Genomic DNA, 17,002 nt, shown 5'->3' on the forward strand with positions numbered 1-17,002 from the left:
TGCGGTTGGTATCAGTGGCGCACCGGCGTGGCGGCCAGCAAGTGATCGCGGAACTGGTGGCGCAATTGCAGTTTCAAGACTTTGCCGGTGGGGCCGAGCGGCAATTGCGGCACCACCAGCACGTCGTCCGGCACCCACCAGCGCGGCACCTTGTGCTCGAACAGCGCCAGCAGCGCGTCCCTGTCGATCGTGTGTCCCGGCCTGGCCACGACCACCAGCAACGGCCGCTCGTCCCATTTCGGGTGCGGCACGCCGATGCAGGCGGCCAGCGCCACGGCGGGTGAGGTCATGGCGATGTTTTCCAGGTCGATGGAGCCGATCCATTCGCCGCCCGACTTGATGACGTCCTTGCTGCGGTCCGTGATCGTGAGGTAGCCGTCCGGCGCCAGCCGCGCCATGTCGCCTGTCATGAACCAGCCATCCGTGCCGGCGCTGCCTGGCGGCTGGCCGAAGTAAGCATCGACCACCCACTGGCCCCGCACCATCAGGTGTCCCTGCGCCTTGCTGTCCCACGGCATCTCGGCGCCATCATCGTCGACGATCTTCAGGTCGATGCCGAACAGCGGGCGGCCCTGCGTGCGCAGCACGGCGGTTTGCTGTTCCCGCGTCATGCCCTGGTGGTGCGCCTGCAACGTGCAGACCGTGGCCAGCGGCGACAGTTCCGTCATGCCGAACGCATGGATCACTTGCAGGCCCAGTTGCGACAAGCCATCCATCAGGTGCGGCGGGCACGTCGAGCCGCCGATGACGACACGGGCGAAGGTGGAAAATGCGAGACCGTGTTCGCGCACGTGGTTCAGCAAACCCAGCCAGATGGTGGGCACGCCGGCGGCGAAGGTGACGCCTTCCTGTTCGCACAGGCCGTACAGGGCAGGGCCGTCCAGCGCGGGGCCGGGCAGCACCAGCTTGGCGCCCACCATCGGCGCCGCGTACGGCAAGCCCCACGCATTCACGTGGAACATCGGCACCACGGCCAGGATGCTGTCGCGGGCCGACAGGTTGAACGCATCCGGCGCGACGGAGGCCCACGCATGCAGCATCGTGGAGCGGTGCGAATACAGCACGCCCTTGGGATTGCCGGTGGTGCCGGACGTGTAGCACAGGCCGGCCGCGGCATCCTCGTCGAACACGGGCCAGTTGTATTCGTCGCCGTGCGGCGCCAGCCATTCCTCGTAGCTGGCCAGGTGGGGAATGCCATCGAGGTCGCCGCCGGCGCAGTGGTGGTCGAGCACGATGAAAGCCTGTACCTGCGGGCATTGCGGGACGATGGAACGCACCAGCGGCGCCATCGACCGCTCGAAGAACACGACCTTGTCGGCGGCGTCGTTGACGATGAACGCCAGCTGTTCCGCGTGCAGGCGGGGATTCATCGTGTGGCACACGGCGCCGATGCCGGTGATGCCGTAGTACAGTTCCAGGTGACGGTAGCCGTTCCACGCCAGCGTGCCGACCCTGTCGCCCATGCGCACGCCCAGCGCGCCCAGCGCGTTGGCCAGTTGGCGGCTGCGGCGGTGGCAATCGCGGTACGTGTAGCGGTGCCACATGCGGTCGTCGCCAAACGACACGATTTCGCGCTGGCCGAAATAGCGGTCGGCGTGGCGCAACAAGGAAGAGATCAGCAGCGGGCGCTGCATCATCTGGCCGGGAACGGGGCTGTGTCCTGCTGGGGGCATTGTTGTCTCCTGGCGGCGGTGCAGCAAGGTTTGCTTTCGTGCCGCGCTGTTTCGGTTTAGTATTTATTTAGGGCACAAGCCGCTGCCCCATGGATTGCACTGTAGGGCCAGCGGATGTCCCCGGTCTTGCCCCGGCAAGCCAACAATTTGTCCGTGCGGGACATTGAGAGAATTTTGGAGAGAGCGGAACACGATGGAACAACCGACGACGGCCGGCTCATGGCTGCAAGGTATCTGGAACATGTTGTCGTCCATCGGACTGGACCCGCAGCCGATCTTCCGGCAAGCCGGCATCGACCCGGACGCCTTCCGCGATCCCCACGAGCGGTTCCAGAGCGACCAGTTGAGCCGGCTGTGGAATGTCATCACCGACGTCTCCGGCGACGAGGCGATTTCGCTGGCGGCCAGCGACCAGCCCCGGCCCGCCACGCTGGACTTGCTCGGCTATACGATGATGACGGCGCCGACCATGGAAGCGGCGCTGCTGCGCTTTATCCGCTACATTCGCGTGATCAGCGACGCCACGGCTTTTTCGCTGGAACCCGACGCGTCGGGCGGGCAGTGGCTGCGCCTGACGGTGGCCGGCGGCGAATTGCCGGTGCCGCGCCAGCGCTGCGAATTCATCCTGATCACGATCCTGAACATTTGCCGCTGGATCGCCAGCAAGCCGATTGCGCCCCTGGCGATCGAATTCGTCCACCCGGAGCCGGGCAGCACGCGCGCGCATGCCCGCGCGTTCGGCGGTCCGCTGCGTTTCGGCGCGGAGCGCAACGGCCTGTGGTTCAGCGCGGAAGACCTGGCGGCGCCGTTACCCGCGTCGAACCCGCAACTGGCGGAATTGCATGAGCGCTTCGCGGTGGAATTCATCGACCGCCTGGACAAGGCGCGGCTGACACCCAGGGTGCGCGGCCTGATCGTGCGCATGCTGCCGGACGGCGATCCGCCCCGCGCGGCCGTGGCCGATGCGCTGTGCATGAGCGAACGCACGTTGCAGCGCAGGCTGCAGGACGAGGGCGTGTCATACCAGGAACTGGTGGACGGCACGCGCAAGGCGCTGGCGTCGGATTACCTGGTCAAGGGGGAAATGGCGCTGGGGCAGGTGGCGTTCATGCTGGGCTTTGGCGACCAGAGCGCTTTTACGCGCGCGTGCCAGCGGTGGTTCAACAAGTCGCCGAAGCAGGTAAGGCAGGGCGTGTAACAGGTAGGGCGGTTTTGCGCAGCAAAGCCGCCATGCATGCGTTGCGGCGGTGGTTGGTGAAGGCGGCAGCGCACGCACGGCGGCAAGCCTGCGGCTTACCGCCCTACGGTGCACGAGTCCCTAGCGCAGGCGCGCGTGTTGGTGCGCGCTTTGCCCGGAGCCTTCCAGCCGGAACACCCCGACCGCCTCCATCAGCGCCGCGGCCTGTTGCTGCATGCTTTGCGCGGCCGCGGCGGCTTCTTCGACCAGCGCCGCGTTCTGCTGCGTCACCGCGTCCATTTGCGCAATGGCCTGGTTGACTTGCGCGATGCCCGCGCTTTGCTCATCGCTGGCGTTGCTGATTTCACCGACGATTTCCGTCACGCGGCCCACGCTGGCCACCACGTCTTCCATCGTGGTGCCCGCCTGTTCCACCAGCTTGTTGCCGGTTTCCACGGTCGATACCGACGTCGTGATCAATTCCTTGATTTCCTTGGCGGCGCCGGCGCTGCGCTGGGCCAGCGACCGCACCTCGCTGGCCACCACCGCAAAGCCGCGCCCCTGTTCGCCGGCGCGCGCCGCTTCCACCGCCGCGTTCAGCGCCAGGATATTGGTCTGGAATGCAATGCCGTCGATGACGCCGATGATGTCGACGATCTTGCGCGACGAGTCGTTAATCGACGCCATCGTATCGACCACCTGCGACACCACGGCGCCACCCTTGCGCGCCACGTCCGACGCGGACGCCGCCAGCAAATTGGCCTGGCGTGCATTTTCCGCGTTTTGCCTGACGGTGCCGGTCAACTGTTCCATCGACGCGGCAGTCTGTTGCAGCGAGCTGGCCTGGTTTTCCGTACGGGCCGACAGGTCGGCGTTGCCGGCGGCGATTTCCGCCGACGCGGTGGCGATGGTGTCCGTCGCGTGGCGCACGGCGCCGACGATGCGCGCCAGGTCGTCGCGCATGCCTTTCAGGCCATTGAGCATGCTGCCGCGGTCATGGCTTTTCACGTCGATGGCGACGCACAGGTTGCCTTCCGCGATATGGCGCGCGATGCCGGCCGCGTATTCCGGTTCGCCGCCCAGCTGTTTCAGCAGGCTGCGGGTGATGGCCACGCCGATGGCCAGCAGCAGGCCGCCCAGCGCCAGCGCCGCCAGCGCAAAGTCGATGGTGCGGCTGCGCACCGCGTCTTCCACCGTGTCGACATAGACGCCGGAACCGATCAGCCAGCCCCACGGCGCAAAGCCCTTCACGTACGACACTTTCGGCACCGGCTTGTCGCTGCCCGGCTTGGGCCACAGGTATTCCACGTGGCCGGCGCCATTGGATTTGATGATGTTGACGAATTCCACGAACAGCTTCTTGCCGGTTGGGTCCTTGTTTTCCGATAGATCCTTGCCGTCCAGCTCAGGTTTGATCGGATGCATCACCATGCGCGGCTGCATGTCGTTGATCCAGAAGTATTCGTTGCCCCCGTAGCGCAGCGCCTTGATGGTTTCCAGCGCGCGTTTCTTGGCGTCGGCTTCCGGCATGGCGCCGGACGCGGCTTGCTGCTGGAAGTGCACCAGCACGCCATGAGCCGCCTCCACCGTCTGTTTCACATTGCTCTTTCGCTCTTCCAGGATCAGCGCGCGTTCCGACACGAGGAACACGACAGTCAGCACGACGATACCCACGATGGCGCTGATATTCAGCGCCGCCAGCCGTTTTGCAATGCTCAGCGATTGCCACCATGACGAGTTCATTCCGCATCTCCAAGTCTGTTTTCCACGGCGCCCTGGCTGCTGCGCTCTGGAATCGAGAATCGCATGAGGACTTGATCCAGGTCAAGAAAGCCATCCATGCGTGGGGGCCATGGCCTGCAGTGATTTGCCACATTGTGGCTTTTTGTGCGCAGCTGTGGTTGATAGCGCAAGACATTGCAACAAAAATAACGCGGCAATTCCCCCGCTAGCACAACTTTTCCAATTTTGTTAGCGCAAACTTTTCGTGTGATGCATTCCTGTCACGCACCATTATTTTTGGTTGACCATCCGTTGGTAAACCAACTATATTCAAATGGTAGCGCTAAACATTTAAAATGTTACGGAAAACATCCGCATCCGGGGCGGAAACTTTTCACAACAAATGTATGGCGGTATCACATTTTGTTAGCGTAACATCCGGGTAACAACATGACTGGCCCGCAAAGGGCCGCATAAAAACAGGAGACAAAACAATGAATAACGCATCGATGGGCGGGCGCCAAGTCTTCGTCCTCACCACGATCGCCGGCCTGATTGCCAGCGCCTTTGCGCAGCCGGCGCTGGCCCAGGACCAGAGCAAGGACCCGGCCGTCACGCCGTCGGTCACCGTCAGCGGTTTCCGCAGTTCGCTGGCGCTGTCGGCCAATGAAAAGCGCGACAACGTGGGCCTGACCGACACCGTGTTTTCCGAAGATATCGGCAAATTCCCCGACCCGAACATCGCCGATGCGCTGGCCCGTGTGCCGGGCGTCCAGGTGACGCGGGGCGCCATCGACGGCGAGGGCTTGAACATTTCCATCCGCGGCATGGGGGCGGCGTTTACCCGCGTGCTGTTGAACGGCGCGCCGATGGCGTCGGCGTCGGCCGGCAGCTGGGGCGGCAACATCAGCGCCAACCGCGAAGTCGACATGGACTTCCTGCCGTCGGAACTGTTCCGCAGCGCCAGCGTGTACAAGAGCCAGCAGGCCAGCCTGATCGAAGGCGGCGTGGCCGGCACCGTCAACATGCGCAGCGTGCGCCCGTTCGACAAGAGCGGCTTCCGCTCCGCCTTCACCTTGTCCGGCAATTACCGCGACCGCGACGGCCAGTTCGGCAATACGGGTTCGGGCCTGGTCAGCAACACTTGGCAGACGCCGTGGGGCAAAGTGGGCTTGCTGGGCGGCGTCGCCTGGGGCAACACCAAGTTCTATACCGACGCGTTCCAGACCGTCGACATGCGCAACTTCCAGCTGAAGGGTTTCCAGACCAATGCCAGCGACAAGGCCAACGCCACCGGCGGCGGTTCGCAATCGACGCCGGACACGGTGCCGTCCGGCCTGCCGCTGAACCTGTTGCCGGACTATGCGCGCAATGTGCTGGTGCCGGGCAAGCAGATCGACCGCGCCATGCTGCTGGCGCTGAACCCGGGCGCCACCATCGAACAGATCGACAATGGCTTGATGGGCCGCCTGGGCCGCCACATCGTCTACAGCGGCGAGCGCCAGCGCAAGGGCGAAGTGCTGAGCTTCCAGTGGCAGCCGAACGACCAGTGGGACATCTATGTCGACACGCTGTTCGCGCAAAAAGGCACGAAGATGACGCAGCAGGGCATGAACGTGGGCACGCGCGCCAATACGCCGATCCCGATCGGCATGGAATTCGACAAGACCGATTGCAGCACCGGCTGCACCGTCACCAAGGCCACGCTGGCCAATACCTTCTGGGCGCTGGAATACCGTCCGATGAAGGAAAACACGCACTTCCGCAGCCTGAACCCGGGCTTCGAATGGCGCCCGAACGACAAGTGGACCATCGACGGCCACGTCAACTACACGTCCAGCTCCTTCTACCGCGACATGCCGACGGTGCTGTTCGCGACCAGGTCAGCGCCGTCCGTCATCACGTACAACAACACGGTGCCGGGCCAGACGCCAGTCTATTCCGGCAACCTGGATCCGAACGACCCGGCCAACTTCGGCTGGTACCAGGCGGGGCAGGGCTTGTCGGGGTTGCGCATGGATTTGTATGAGCGCACCAACACCACCAAGGGCACCCGCCTGAACCTGAAATGGGGCGACGATGACTTCAACCTGAAGTTCGGCGGTTCATATGACGACATCGAGCGCCGCTACCGCAGCTATGGCGTGGCCGACGCGTGGATGAACGCCGCTTGCGGCAATAACGTCAGCGCCCGCCTGTTCGCGCCGAACACGCAGTTGCGCAGCCCCGGTTGCGACGGCCGCAGCACGCCGGGCGCCATCGCGGACGCGGCGACCGCCTACCCGGGCTATGGCACGGGGGCCACGGCGGGCGGCGCGCCGCTGACGTACCTGGGATCGAAGGTCACCAATGCCGACATCACCAAGTACGCCATCCCGTCGAACCAGGGCTTCATCACGGTGGACTGGCCGCGCTTCGCGCAGGATACCGATTACCAGTACTTCCGCGACAATATCTACCTGGGCTTCAACAGCGGCAGTGGCGGCTATATCCGTGAAAAAGTGGGCGGCCTGTACCTGGAAGCCAATGGCAAGACGCCGGTGCTGGGCCGCACGCTGCGCTATAACGCGGGTGTACGCTATGCACAGACGGAGCAGACCATCGGCGACCTGACGGCGGCCGCCGATCCGCGCAACGCGTCGCTGTCGAACGGCGGCCTGTATCCGAACATCGCGCGGTGGGCCTATGAAACCGTCAAGTACCACAACGTGCTGCCATCGGCATCGTTCGCCTACAGCGTGACGCCGGAAGTGATCCTGCGTGCGTCCGGCTCGAAATCCATGACCCGCGCCAACCCGGCCGACCTGCGCCAGACCCGCCTGTCGATCGGCGACCAGGGCGCGCGCCAGGGCAATGTGACCAACCCGAACCTGAAGCCATTCGAAGCCAACAACCTGGACCTGGGCGCCGAGTACTACTTCACCCGCGAAGCGTACGTGGCGGTCAGTGGCTTTGCCAAGGACATCACCAGCCGCCCCGGCACCCGCACGCAAACGTTGTCGCTGGCGCAGCTGGACCAGATCTATGGCACGGTGGGCCTGACGGATGCGCAAAACCAGTCCGTGCTGGCCAGCGGCGGCCGCGACAAGCACCTGGTGGAAGTGACGGAGCCGTACAACATCGACACCAAGCTGAAAGTGCGCGGCCTGGAATTCACGTGGCAACAGCCGCTGGACATGCTGCCGGTCAAGGGCTTCGGCTTCACGGGCAACCTGACGTACGCCAAGCAAAAGGACGAAGCGAAAAACGCGCCGCCGGTGGCGGGCGTGCCGCCGCGCACCAACAACCTGACCGTCTACTATGAACGCAACGGTTACAGCTTCCGCGTCTCGCGCCAGTACACGTCGACGATGGTGACCAACACCAGCACGGGCCTGAACGTGCCGGGCGGCGCCTATGCGTATTCGACGCCGCGTACGCAGATCGACCTGTCGGGCAGCATCAACCTGAAGCGCGCGTTCGGCTTCGCGTACAACGCCGACCTGTCGATCAGCGCATGGAACCTGAACAATGCGATCAGCAAGACGTATACGCAGTTTGAAAATGCGATCTTCGACGAGAACCGTCCGGGCCGCAGTTATACGGTGTCGCTGCGCTCGACGTTCTGAATCTGTAGGGCGGTTTCCGCGACGCGGAAGCCGCCATGCGGATTGGAGGCCAACTTTGGAGATTTGCTTGAACTCGATTTTGTCTTTCCGCGTCGTTCCTGCCATGCTGTTGCTAATGGCCGCAGCGACAGCAGCGGGACGCGAACGCCTGTCCTTCAACGATGGCTGGCGCTTCCACATGGGCGATCCGGATGGCACGACGCCCCAATTGCAATATGATGTGCGCCCGCCGATCCGCCAGAGCGCCGATGGCAAGGTTGCCGATGCCCGTCCCGATGAGGCGGAGCGGGTGCAGGCGGGCGCGCAGCCGGTGCTGAAGCCGTGGATCCTGCCCAGCGGGAATGCCTTCGTGCGCGATCCCGCCAAACGCGCCGTGCGCCCCGCGCAGGAACCGCAAGTCGATGTGCCTTACGTGAAGGCGGGATTTGACGACACGGCATGGCAAGCCGTCAGCTTGCCGCATGACTGGGCGATCGCCGGCCCGTTCCTGGCGAGCGGTCCGTATGGCGGCATGGGGCGGCTGAAGACGTGGGGACCGGTCTGGTACCGCAAGCAGTTTGCCCTGTCGGCGGCGGATAACGGCAAGTCCGTCTTCCTCGACATCGATGGCGCCATGTCGCATGCGATGGTGTGGCTGAACGGCCGCCTGGTGGGCGGCCGGCCGTATGGCTATAACTCGTTCCGCCTGGACCTGACGCCTTACCTGGACAAGCATGGCCGGAACCAGCTGGCGATCCGCCTCGACAATCCGGCCGAATCGGCGCGCTGGTATCCGGGGGCTGGCCTGTACCGCAACGTGTGGCTGACCAAAACAGCGCCGGTGCACGTGGGGCAGTGGGGCACGGTGGTGCGCACGCCGCTCGTAACGCCCGCCTCGGCCACCGTTGAACTGGCGGTAACGGTGGATAACGATGGCGCGCAGGAGGCCGACGTCGACGTCACGACGCAGGTGCAGGCGCTCGATGCGGCAGGCCAGCCGTCCGGCCCCGTGCTGGCCGGCACCGCACCGCAGCGTATCCGCGTCGCCGCCCGCGCCAGCCAGGCGGTGCAGGCGGCCGTGCAAATTGCCCATCCCCGCCTGTGGGGGCCGCCGCCGGCGCAACAGCCGCACCGCTACGTGGCGACGACCATCGTGCGGCGCGACGGCCGCGTGCTGGACCGCTATGAAACGCCGTTCGGCATCCGCACCCTGCGCTTCGATGCGACGCAGGGCTTGTTCGTCAACGGCGAGCGGGTGCGCATCCAGGGCGTCAACAACCACCACGACCTCGGTGCGCTGGGCGCGGCATTCAATATGCGGGCGGCGGAACGCCAGCTCGACATGCTGCGCGAGATGGGCGTCAACGCGATCCGCATGAGCCACAACCCGCCCGCGCCGGAATTGCTGGAGCTGACGGACCGCATGGGTTTCCTCGTCATCGATGAAGTGTTCGATTCGTGGGAGCGCAAGAAAACGCCGCACGATTTCCATTTACTGTTCCCTGACTGGCATGAGCAGGATTTGCGCGCCATGCTGCGGCGCGACCGCAACCACCCGTCCATCATGCTGTGGAGTGTGGGCAATGAAGTGGGCGAGCAATATACGGGCGAGGCGGGCGCCGCGCTGGGCAACCGGCTGGCCGCCATTGCACGGGAAGAAGATACGACGCGCCCGCTGACCAATGCCATGAACTATGCGAAAGCCGAGATGCCGCTGCCCGGCACGGTGGACGTGATCGGGCTGAATTACCAGGGCGCGGGCATCCGCAGCCTGCCGGGCCAGTTCCCCGCGTTCCACCAGCGCTATCCGGACAAGATGATCATCTCGACGGAAAGCGCATCAGCGCTCAGCAGCCGGGGCGAGTACCAGTTCCCCGTGCCCGGCACCATCAGCGGCCCGGTGCGGCCCGGCGTCGGCGGCGATCCCAAGACGAAGCAGGTGAGTTCCTATGAACTGTTCGCGGCAGATTTCGGCAGTTCGCCGGACCGCTCATGGTCGGCCGACGACCAGAACCCGTACGTGGCGGGCGAATTCGTGTGGACGGGTTTCGATTACCTGGGCGAGCCGACGCCGTATTACGACGCGCGCAGCTCGTATTCCGGCATCATCGACCTGGCTGGATTCAAGAAAGACCGCTTTTACCTGTACCAGTCGCGCTGGCGTCCCGACTTGCCGATGGCGCACATCCTGCCGCACTGGACGTGGCCGGAGCGCGTGGGTGAAACCACGCCGGTGCACGTGTTCACGTCCGGCGACGAGGCGGAATTGTTCGTCAATGGCCAGTCGCAGGGCAGGCGCAAGATGGCGCCGTATGAATACCGGCTGCGCTGGGATTATGTGGCGTACCAGCCGGGCGAAGTGGCCGTGGTGGCCTACAAGGATGGCAAGGAGTGGGCGCGCGACGTGGTGCGCACCGCGCAGGCGCCGGCGGCCCTGCACGCGCAGGCCGACCGCACGCGGATTGCCGCCGATGGCAAGGACCTGGCGTTCATCACGGTGCGGATTGCCGATGCGGCGGGCATCACGTCGCCGCGCGCCGCCCATGCCATCCGCTTCACGGTGAGCGGGGCAGGGGAACTGGTGGCGACCGACAATGGCGACGCCACCAGCTTCACGCCATTCCCATCCAGTGAGCGGGCCGCATTCAACGGACTGTGCCTGGCGATCGTGCGGGCAAAGCCGGGCCAAAAAGGGCCAATTATGGTGCGCGCGGAGGCTGACGGCCTGCAGGCCGCGTTGGTTACAATCAACCCGTAACCCAAAACCCGTAGGGCGGTAAGCCGTAGGCTTGCCGCCATGCCGGCGTCAACGTGTAGCAAGCATGGCGGCTTTGTAAAAGCCGCCCTTCAAAATCGCGAACGTTACCGGCAAAGTGCCTGCACATCCAGCGCCGGCACGTTCCCCGCCACATCCTCCAGCTTCACCCCGGCCTTGGCCGCCGCCCGCTCCATCACCGTCCCGCCGCCCGGATCGCCATAGGCGGCATCCGCTTGCGCGGCAGCCAGCGTCACATACCGCGCCCCGGCCGCTTCCAGCCGGGTCAACACCGCATCCATGGTGGCGGCGTTCCACGCGCCGATATGCGTCAGGAACACTTGCGGCACCACGCGCCCATACAATTGCCGGGAATGCGCTTTCATGCGCGCAATCCCGCGGTCCACTTCCGCCATGAATTGCGTGCGCATGGCCGCCACGGCAGCCGTATCGCCGGCAGCCATGCAGCGCGCATAGGGCGCGTTGTAATTCCATTCCGAGAACCCTACGCTGACGTCGGCCAGCCGGTAACCGCGCTGCCGCAGGAACCGCAGCGACCCTTCGTGCTGCGCGGCATCGTTGCCGCCGCCCAGTTCCGGGTAGCGGAAATAGTGCCAGTCGGCGTCCGCCATACGCGCAGCCACGGCTGCTTCGCCCAGCACCACGTCGCTTTGCCACGCTTCCAGGCTGGGCGCGCGGTTCAGGTTCAGGTGGCGGTAGCCGTGGTTGGCCAGCGGGTAGCCGGCATGGCGCCACAGGTCCAGCACGGCGGCGCTGTCCGGTTCGCGCGCCAGCTGGCCCGCGTTGACGAAGCCATAGGCCTCCGGTACGCCGTGCGCTTTCAGGATACGCAGGTGTTCGCGCGCCAGCGCGACGCGGGTCACTCCGGGCGGCAGCTCGCCATGCACGGGCAAGTCGTCGACCGTGATGGCGATATCGAATGGATCGGCGTACACCGGGCCGCACAACAGCGCGCAGGCGATGGTCATGGCAAATTTCAACGGGATTCTCCTTTTACAGTACGCCAGTGCAGCCGCGCTTCGCGGCCAGGGCCGGCCCCGGGCGAGTCGGCACGCACGCCTTCCTGCGCCAGGCGCAGGTAGCGGTTGGTCGCCAGCGACATCAGCAGCAGGTCGCCATCGAGCGTCGTCATCCACTGGAACGACTCGGCCGGCCCGGGTATCCCCGCGGGGGCATAGCGGGTCGCACCATCGGCCTGAACGCTCAGCAGCTTCGCGCCATGGCGCAGCGCCACGCGGCCGAGTGGAAGGGGCTCGACAGTGAACGGCAATGGCGCGGCGGCCGCAGGCTGGCCCGCGACGTCGCCCAGGCCCTGGCCATTATCGAAGGCGAGCGTAATGGTGTCGCCAGCGGGGATAGAGGCGTTGGCCCGGGCCTCAGCCACGCGCACCTCGTCGATATCCAGGTGGCTGCCAACGGCTTGCGCGGTCTGCGCCATGGTGAACAGCGCATAGCGGACGCCCTGGAACGTCGTCAACTGCCACGCCATGCGGGCGGGGGCGCCGATGGCGCGGTAGTTCCTGCCATCGGCCGCATAGCTGAACTGCGCGCGCTCGTTCAGGAAATCCGCTTCGGCTTTCAGCCAGATGCGCGGTCCGGCGATGGTTTCCACCTGCCGGTGGCCGGACGACTGGTCGACGGCGTTTAATTGGTAGCCGCCGGTAGTGCGTTCGAGGCCAAGATAAGCGTAGGGTACGCCGAGCAGCGCAATGCCGCCGATGGCGCCCGGCTTCAGGCCGCTACCGTCGACCAGCGCGCTGAATGCCGAGGCGGGGCCGGGCGCGTGTTGGGCCAGCGTATGTTTCGCCTGCAGCAGGCTGGTGGCGCGCGCCGCATGCAACCGCAAATGGCCGGGACGCGCGGCCAGGCTCCAGCCACTGTTGTCGGGATAGTGGTTCCATTGCCAGGCCGGCTGCAATGCGGGGCCGCTGAAATCGTCGTCGCGCTGGAATGGCGCGCGCGGCGCCTGGCCCGCGATGGGCTTGACCCACGTGCGCGGCGTGCGCCCCAGGTTGCCGGGCAGGCCAAACCATGGCCAGCCATCCTGCCACGTGACGGGCGACAGGTGCGTCATGCGGCCCACGCTGTTGGCGTCGCCCATCGTGAAACCCCACCACTGGCCATCGGGCGTATCGACGACGCCGCCCTGGTGCAGGTTGTTGGCGCCGGTGCTGCGGCCCGGACCCGCTTCCACGCGCAGGAATGGCGGCATGCCCCGTACCCGGTTGCCCTCGGCAAGCCCGAAATCCTCGTCGGCGCTGATGGCGGGGTTCACTTCGTAAGGTCCTTCGATACGGTCGGCGCGGGCCGCCGGCATGCGCATGCGGCCATCCCAGCGCGCACTGGTGATCACATACTTGCCACCGATCTTGTACAGGTGGGAGCCTTCGCCCATGCCGGCCTTGTCGCCGATGATGACGCGCTCGGTGCCGGGCACGATATCGGTCAGGCCGGCATTCAGTTCTGCCAGCATGATTTTTTCGTAGCCCCAGATCGCGTACACCTTGCCATCGTCATCGAACAGCACGGACAGGTCGTGCAGCGAGCGTTTCATTTCGTGATGGCGCCACGGGCCGCGTGGATCGGTGGCGGTATAGACTTGCGTGCCGCGTCCATTCACGTTGGCGAATACGTGGAACGTGCCGTTGTGGTGGCGCAGCGAAGGCGCCCAGATGCCGCGCCCGTAGATATTGGCGTCGCCTTCGAGCCGGTATTCGGGCCCGAAGTCCAGTCCCGCCGAGGCATAGCTGAGGAATTCCCAGTTCACGAGGTCGCGCGAATGCAGGATGGGTAAGCCCGGCATCATGTGCATGGTCGACCCGGTCAGGTAAAAGTCGCCGCCGACCCGGATCAGGTCCGGGTCGGGAAAGTCTTCCCAGAACAGGGGATTGGTGTAGGTGCCGTTGCCATTGTCCGCCGCCAGCGGCCCGGCGCAAGCGCACGCCAGCAGCCAGGGTATGAGCGCTTTGCGCATGGTTCAATCCTTGCCCTGGTAGGTGAACCACGCGACATCGGCCGGGGGCATGGGTTCTGCCGCCGGATTGGTCGCATACAGGCCGAGGAATACGCCGGTAAAGCCACCGGCCTTCTCCGAACTGAGGGGCGCGGTTGGCAATGTGCCCAGCGCGTGGGTCTTGCCTTGCACCGTGTAGCTGAACGCATAGGATGCCGGCTTGCCATCGATGGCAAGCGTCACGTCGCCATCCGGCACCGGCCGCGATTGCACTTGCGTGGCGCGCCCCTTGATCACCGACAGCAGCTTGACGTGGCGCTTGCCGCGTTCGCGCGCCACCACCAGCTGGTAATGGTTACTTTCATCCTGCCGCACCACGAGGCCGGCCAGTTGGCCATCGGCGCGCGGCTTGAAATCCAGCGCGGCGGCGGCATGCATGGCGAGGTCGCGCTGGCGTATGCCGACAAAGGCGGGCGTGGTCAGTGTCACCAGCGTGTCGGCGCTGCCTTTCAGGCGCAGGTAGCCGGGGCGTTCCGTCAGCGAATACAGTGCATCGGCCGGCGCGCGCAGCCCATACCATTCCGGACCCAGGGTTTTGCCGTCGAATTGCTCGGTTGCGGGCCGGGATGGCCATGGCTGCGACGGCGGCAAGCCGGCCGACGACATGCTGATCTGGATCGGTTTGCCGCCATTGATGACGGGCCAGCCGTCATCGCTCCACGTCACCGGCGCCAGCACGGTTTCTCGGCCGATATGGTGGGTGCGCTCGTTGGGGCGGATCGCCAGCATTGTGATCCACCAGTTGCCGTCCGGTGTCTGCACCAGGTCGCCGTGGCCGATCGCCTGCAATGGCAAATCAGGATGGTTGCGGTGCGTGACGATCGGGTTGGCGGGATTCGCTTCGAACGGTCCCCACGGCGAGCGGGAACGGGCCACGGTGATGCTGTGGTTGTACGACGTGCCGCCTTCGGAAATCATCAGGTAATACCAGCCGTTATGTTTATAAAGGTGCGGCCCCTCCGGCCATACGCCACCGGTGCCGGACCAGATCAGGCGCGGCGCTTCCTTTGGCATCAGGGTTTGCGGATCGAGTTCGGCCTGGTAGGCGCCGCCATGTTCGCCGCCGCCGTGACGGGTATAGTAAATTTTGCCGTCGTCGTCGAACAGCAGCGACGGGTCCATGCCGCCGCCATCGTTCAGCCACGTGACTTCCGACCACGGGCCGGCGGGATCGGTGGCGGTGGCGATGAAGTTGCCGCCGTTGCTGATATTGGTCGTCACCAGGTAAAACTTGCCGCCGTGGCAGCGCAACGTGGGCGCAAAAATGCCCCGTGAATTGCCCTGGTTTTGCAGCGGCAACTGCGAAGGACGTGTCAGCGCATTGCCGACCTGGCGCCAATGCACCAGGTCCTTGCTGTGGAAGATGGGGACGCCGGGAAAGTAGGCGAACGTGCTGGCCGCCAGGTAATAGTCGCCGCCCATGCGGCAGACGCTGGGATCGGAACTGAAGCCGGTGATGACGGGGTTGGTGTAATCGGCGGGTTGGCTGCTGGCGGCGTCGCTGCACGCCAGCATCAGCGCCAGCGCGGCGGTGGGAAGGTAACGGGTCAAGTCGGTCTCCGGTTTTATTTATGATTGCGCAAACATTGCTTGTTAAGTTTATTCGCGAAAGAAGTGGAATACAATTGTTTTTACTAGGTGCGGCAATAATGGTAGCGCTTGACAAAATGCGTTGACATCATTGCGGGCGCAGCCCTACACTCGGGCATTCGAAAACCAACAATGGAGACACGACTGATGACGACACGCCGACAATCGATGGCGCAACTGGCCGCGCTGGGCCACGCGCTGCTGGCGCCCGGGGCATGGGCGGCAGGGCAGGGGCCGGGCGCGGCAGCTTCAGGCGATGGCGAAGCCTTGAAATCGCTGGCCGCGCGCAAGGGACTGCGCTTTGGCAACGCCATCGGCATCCTGAACGACCATGCCGGCGCCACGCATTTCCGCAATCCCGCCTACCGCGCGCTGATGGCGCGCGAGTGCGGCGTGCTGGTGGCGGAAAATGAAAGCAAGTGGCAGGCCCTGCAACCGAAGCCGGGACCGCACGATTTCCGCCAGGCCGACGAACTGTTTGGCTGGGCCAAACAACAGGGCATGCAAATCCGCGGCCATTGCCTCGTGTGGCAGGATCCGCGCTGGCTGCCGGAGTGGGTCAGCCGCCGCACGTATGACGCGAAGGATGCGGAGCGCGAACTGCGCGGGCACATCGCGGCCGTGTGCGGGCACTTTGGCAAGGATGTGTACAGCTACGACGTGGTCAACGAGGCGGTGAACCCCGCCAATGGCGAATTGATCGCCAATGCGCTCAACAAAAAAATGGGCGCGCTGGAGCAGATCGACGTGGCGTTCCGCCTGGCGCACGAACATGCGCCCCACGCGCAACTGGTCTACAACGATTACATGGGGCCGGGCAAGGACAGTGCGAAGCACCGCGCCGGCGTATTGAAGTTATTGGCCGGCCTGAAGGCGCGCGGCACGCCGGTCAACGCGCTGGGCCTGCAAAGCCATATCGGCGCCTGGGGCGGCGCGGGCGACAGCGAGGCGCGCAACCGTGGCCTGCGCGATTGGCGCGCGTTTCTCGATGAAGTCAACGGCATGGGGCTGGATTTGCTGATCACGGAATTCGACGTCAGCGACAAGGAATTGCTGGCCGACGTGGCGCAGCGCGACGCGGCTGCGGCGGGCATCGCGCGCGATTTCCTGGAACTGACGCTGAGCTACCCCCGTTGCCGCGATTTCCTGCTGTGGGGCATGAGCGACGACGTCAGCTGGCTGCAAACGTGGAAGGACGCCAGGCGCCGCGATGGACTGCCATCGCGTCCCGCGCCGTACGATGCGCAATTGCAGCCCAAACCGATGCGTGCGGCGATTGCCGACGTGCTGAAATCGATGCCCATGCGGGCCGCATAATTCCCGGCCGCCCGCGGCTCAAATTCCGTAGGGCGGCTTGGCTTCATCAAGCCGCCATGCATGCGCCGCCAGGGACGCCGGATTGCAAGCAAAAAAAACGGGCCCCGTTGCAACGGGCCCGCCAAAGGAACGGCCGGTTCAGCCGAA

Annotated in this window: 9 protein-coding genes; 4 read left to right on the forward strand and 5 right to left on the reverse strand. The window is 65.1% G+C overall.

Annotated features, from left to right (window positions below; all coding sequences use genetic code 11):
- Window positions 1-11 precede the first annotated feature (11 nt).
- Entirely contained in the window at window positions 12-1,673 is a 1,662-nt protein-coding gene (locus GJ700_RS13290; RefSeq protein ID WP_154374468.1) for a 3-(methylthio)propionyl-CoA ligase, read from the reverse strand.
- Window positions 1,674-1,866: 193 nt separating this feature from the next.
- Between GJ700_RS13290 and GJ700_RS13295 the strand changes: the two genes are divergently transcribed.
- Window positions 1,867-2,871, forward strand: a complete 1,005-nt coding sequence (locus GJ700_RS13295; RefSeq protein WP_154374470.1) for an AraC family transcriptional regulator — start codon at window positions 1,867-1,869, stop codon at window positions 2,869-2,871.
- A 120-nt stretch (window positions 2,872-2,991) separates the two neighbouring features.
- On the opposite strand, the gene GJ700_RS13300 is transcribed toward GJ700_RS13295, so the two are convergent.
- Window positions 2,992-4,593, reverse strand: a complete 1,602-nt coding sequence (locus tag GJ700_RS13300; RefSeq protein ID WP_154374472.1) for a methyl-accepting chemotaxis protein — start codon at window positions 4,591-4,593, stop codon at window positions 2,992-2,994.
- A gap of 473 nt (window positions 4,594-5,066) precedes the next feature.
- Here GJ700_RS13300 and GJ700_RS13305 point away from each other — a divergent pair, with 473 nt between their 5' ends.
- Both GJ700_RS13305 and galB read left to right on the forward strand, forming a co-directional pair.
- The gene (locus tag GJ700_RS13305; RefSeq protein WP_154374474.1) at window positions 5,067-8,180 is read left to right on the forward strand and encodes a TonB-dependent receptor; all 3,114 of its coding nucleotides are present in this window, start codon (window positions 5,067-5,069) and stop codon (window positions 8,178-8,180) included.
- A gap of 67 nt (window positions 8,181-8,247) precedes the next feature.
- Window positions 8,248-10,917: a beta-galactosidase GalB gene (gene galB, locus GJ700_RS13310; protein ID WP_229506980.1), complete on the forward strand. Its 2,670-nt coding sequence runs from the start codon at window positions 8,248-8,250 to the stop codon at window positions 10,915-10,917.
- Window positions 10,918-11,021: 104 nt separating this feature from the next.
- Here the strand turns inward: galB and GJ700_RS13315 are convergent, their stop codons facing one another.
- The 3 genes from GJ700_RS13315 to GJ700_RS13325 are packed head-to-tail and all read right to left on the reverse strand — an operon-like array spanning window position 11,022 to window position 15,499.
- The gene (locus tag GJ700_RS13315) at window positions 11,022-11,915 is read right to left on the reverse strand and encodes a polysaccharide deacetylase family protein (protein WP_154374476.1); all 894 of its coding nucleotides are present in this window, start codon (window positions 11,913-11,915) and stop codon (window positions 11,022-11,024) included.
- Window positions 11,912-13,909 carry a glycoside hydrolase family 43 protein gene (locus tag GJ700_RS13320; RefSeq protein WP_154374478.1) on the reverse strand — a complete coding sequence of 666 codons (1,998 nt, stop codon included), beginning with the start codon at window positions 13,907-13,909 and terminating at the stop codon, window positions 11,912-11,914. The genes GJ700_RS13315 and GJ700_RS13320 overlap by 4 nt, the downstream gene beginning before the upstream one ends.
- Before the next feature lie 3 nt (window positions 13,910-13,912).
- Window positions 13,913-15,499: a glycoside hydrolase family 43 protein gene (locus GJ700_RS13325; protein ID WP_154374480.1), complete on the reverse strand. Its 1,587-nt coding sequence runs from the start codon at window positions 15,497-15,499 to the stop codon at window positions 13,913-13,915.
- 186 nt (window positions 15,500-15,685) lie between these two features.
- On the opposite strand from GJ700_RS13325, the gene GJ700_RS13330 reads away from it, so the two are divergent.
- Window positions 15,686-16,855, forward strand: a complete 1,170-nt coding sequence (locus tag GJ700_RS13330) for an endo-1,4-beta-xylanase (RefSeq protein ID WP_229506981.1) — start codon at window positions 15,686-15,688, stop codon at window positions 16,853-16,855.
- Window positions 16,856-17,002 lie beyond the last annotated feature (147 nt).

The organism is Pseudoduganella rivuli, assembly GCF_009674485.1.
Classification (GTDB): Bacteria; Pseudomonadota; Gammaproteobacteria; order Burkholderiales; family Burkholderiaceae_D; genus Rugamonas; species Rugamonas rivuli_B.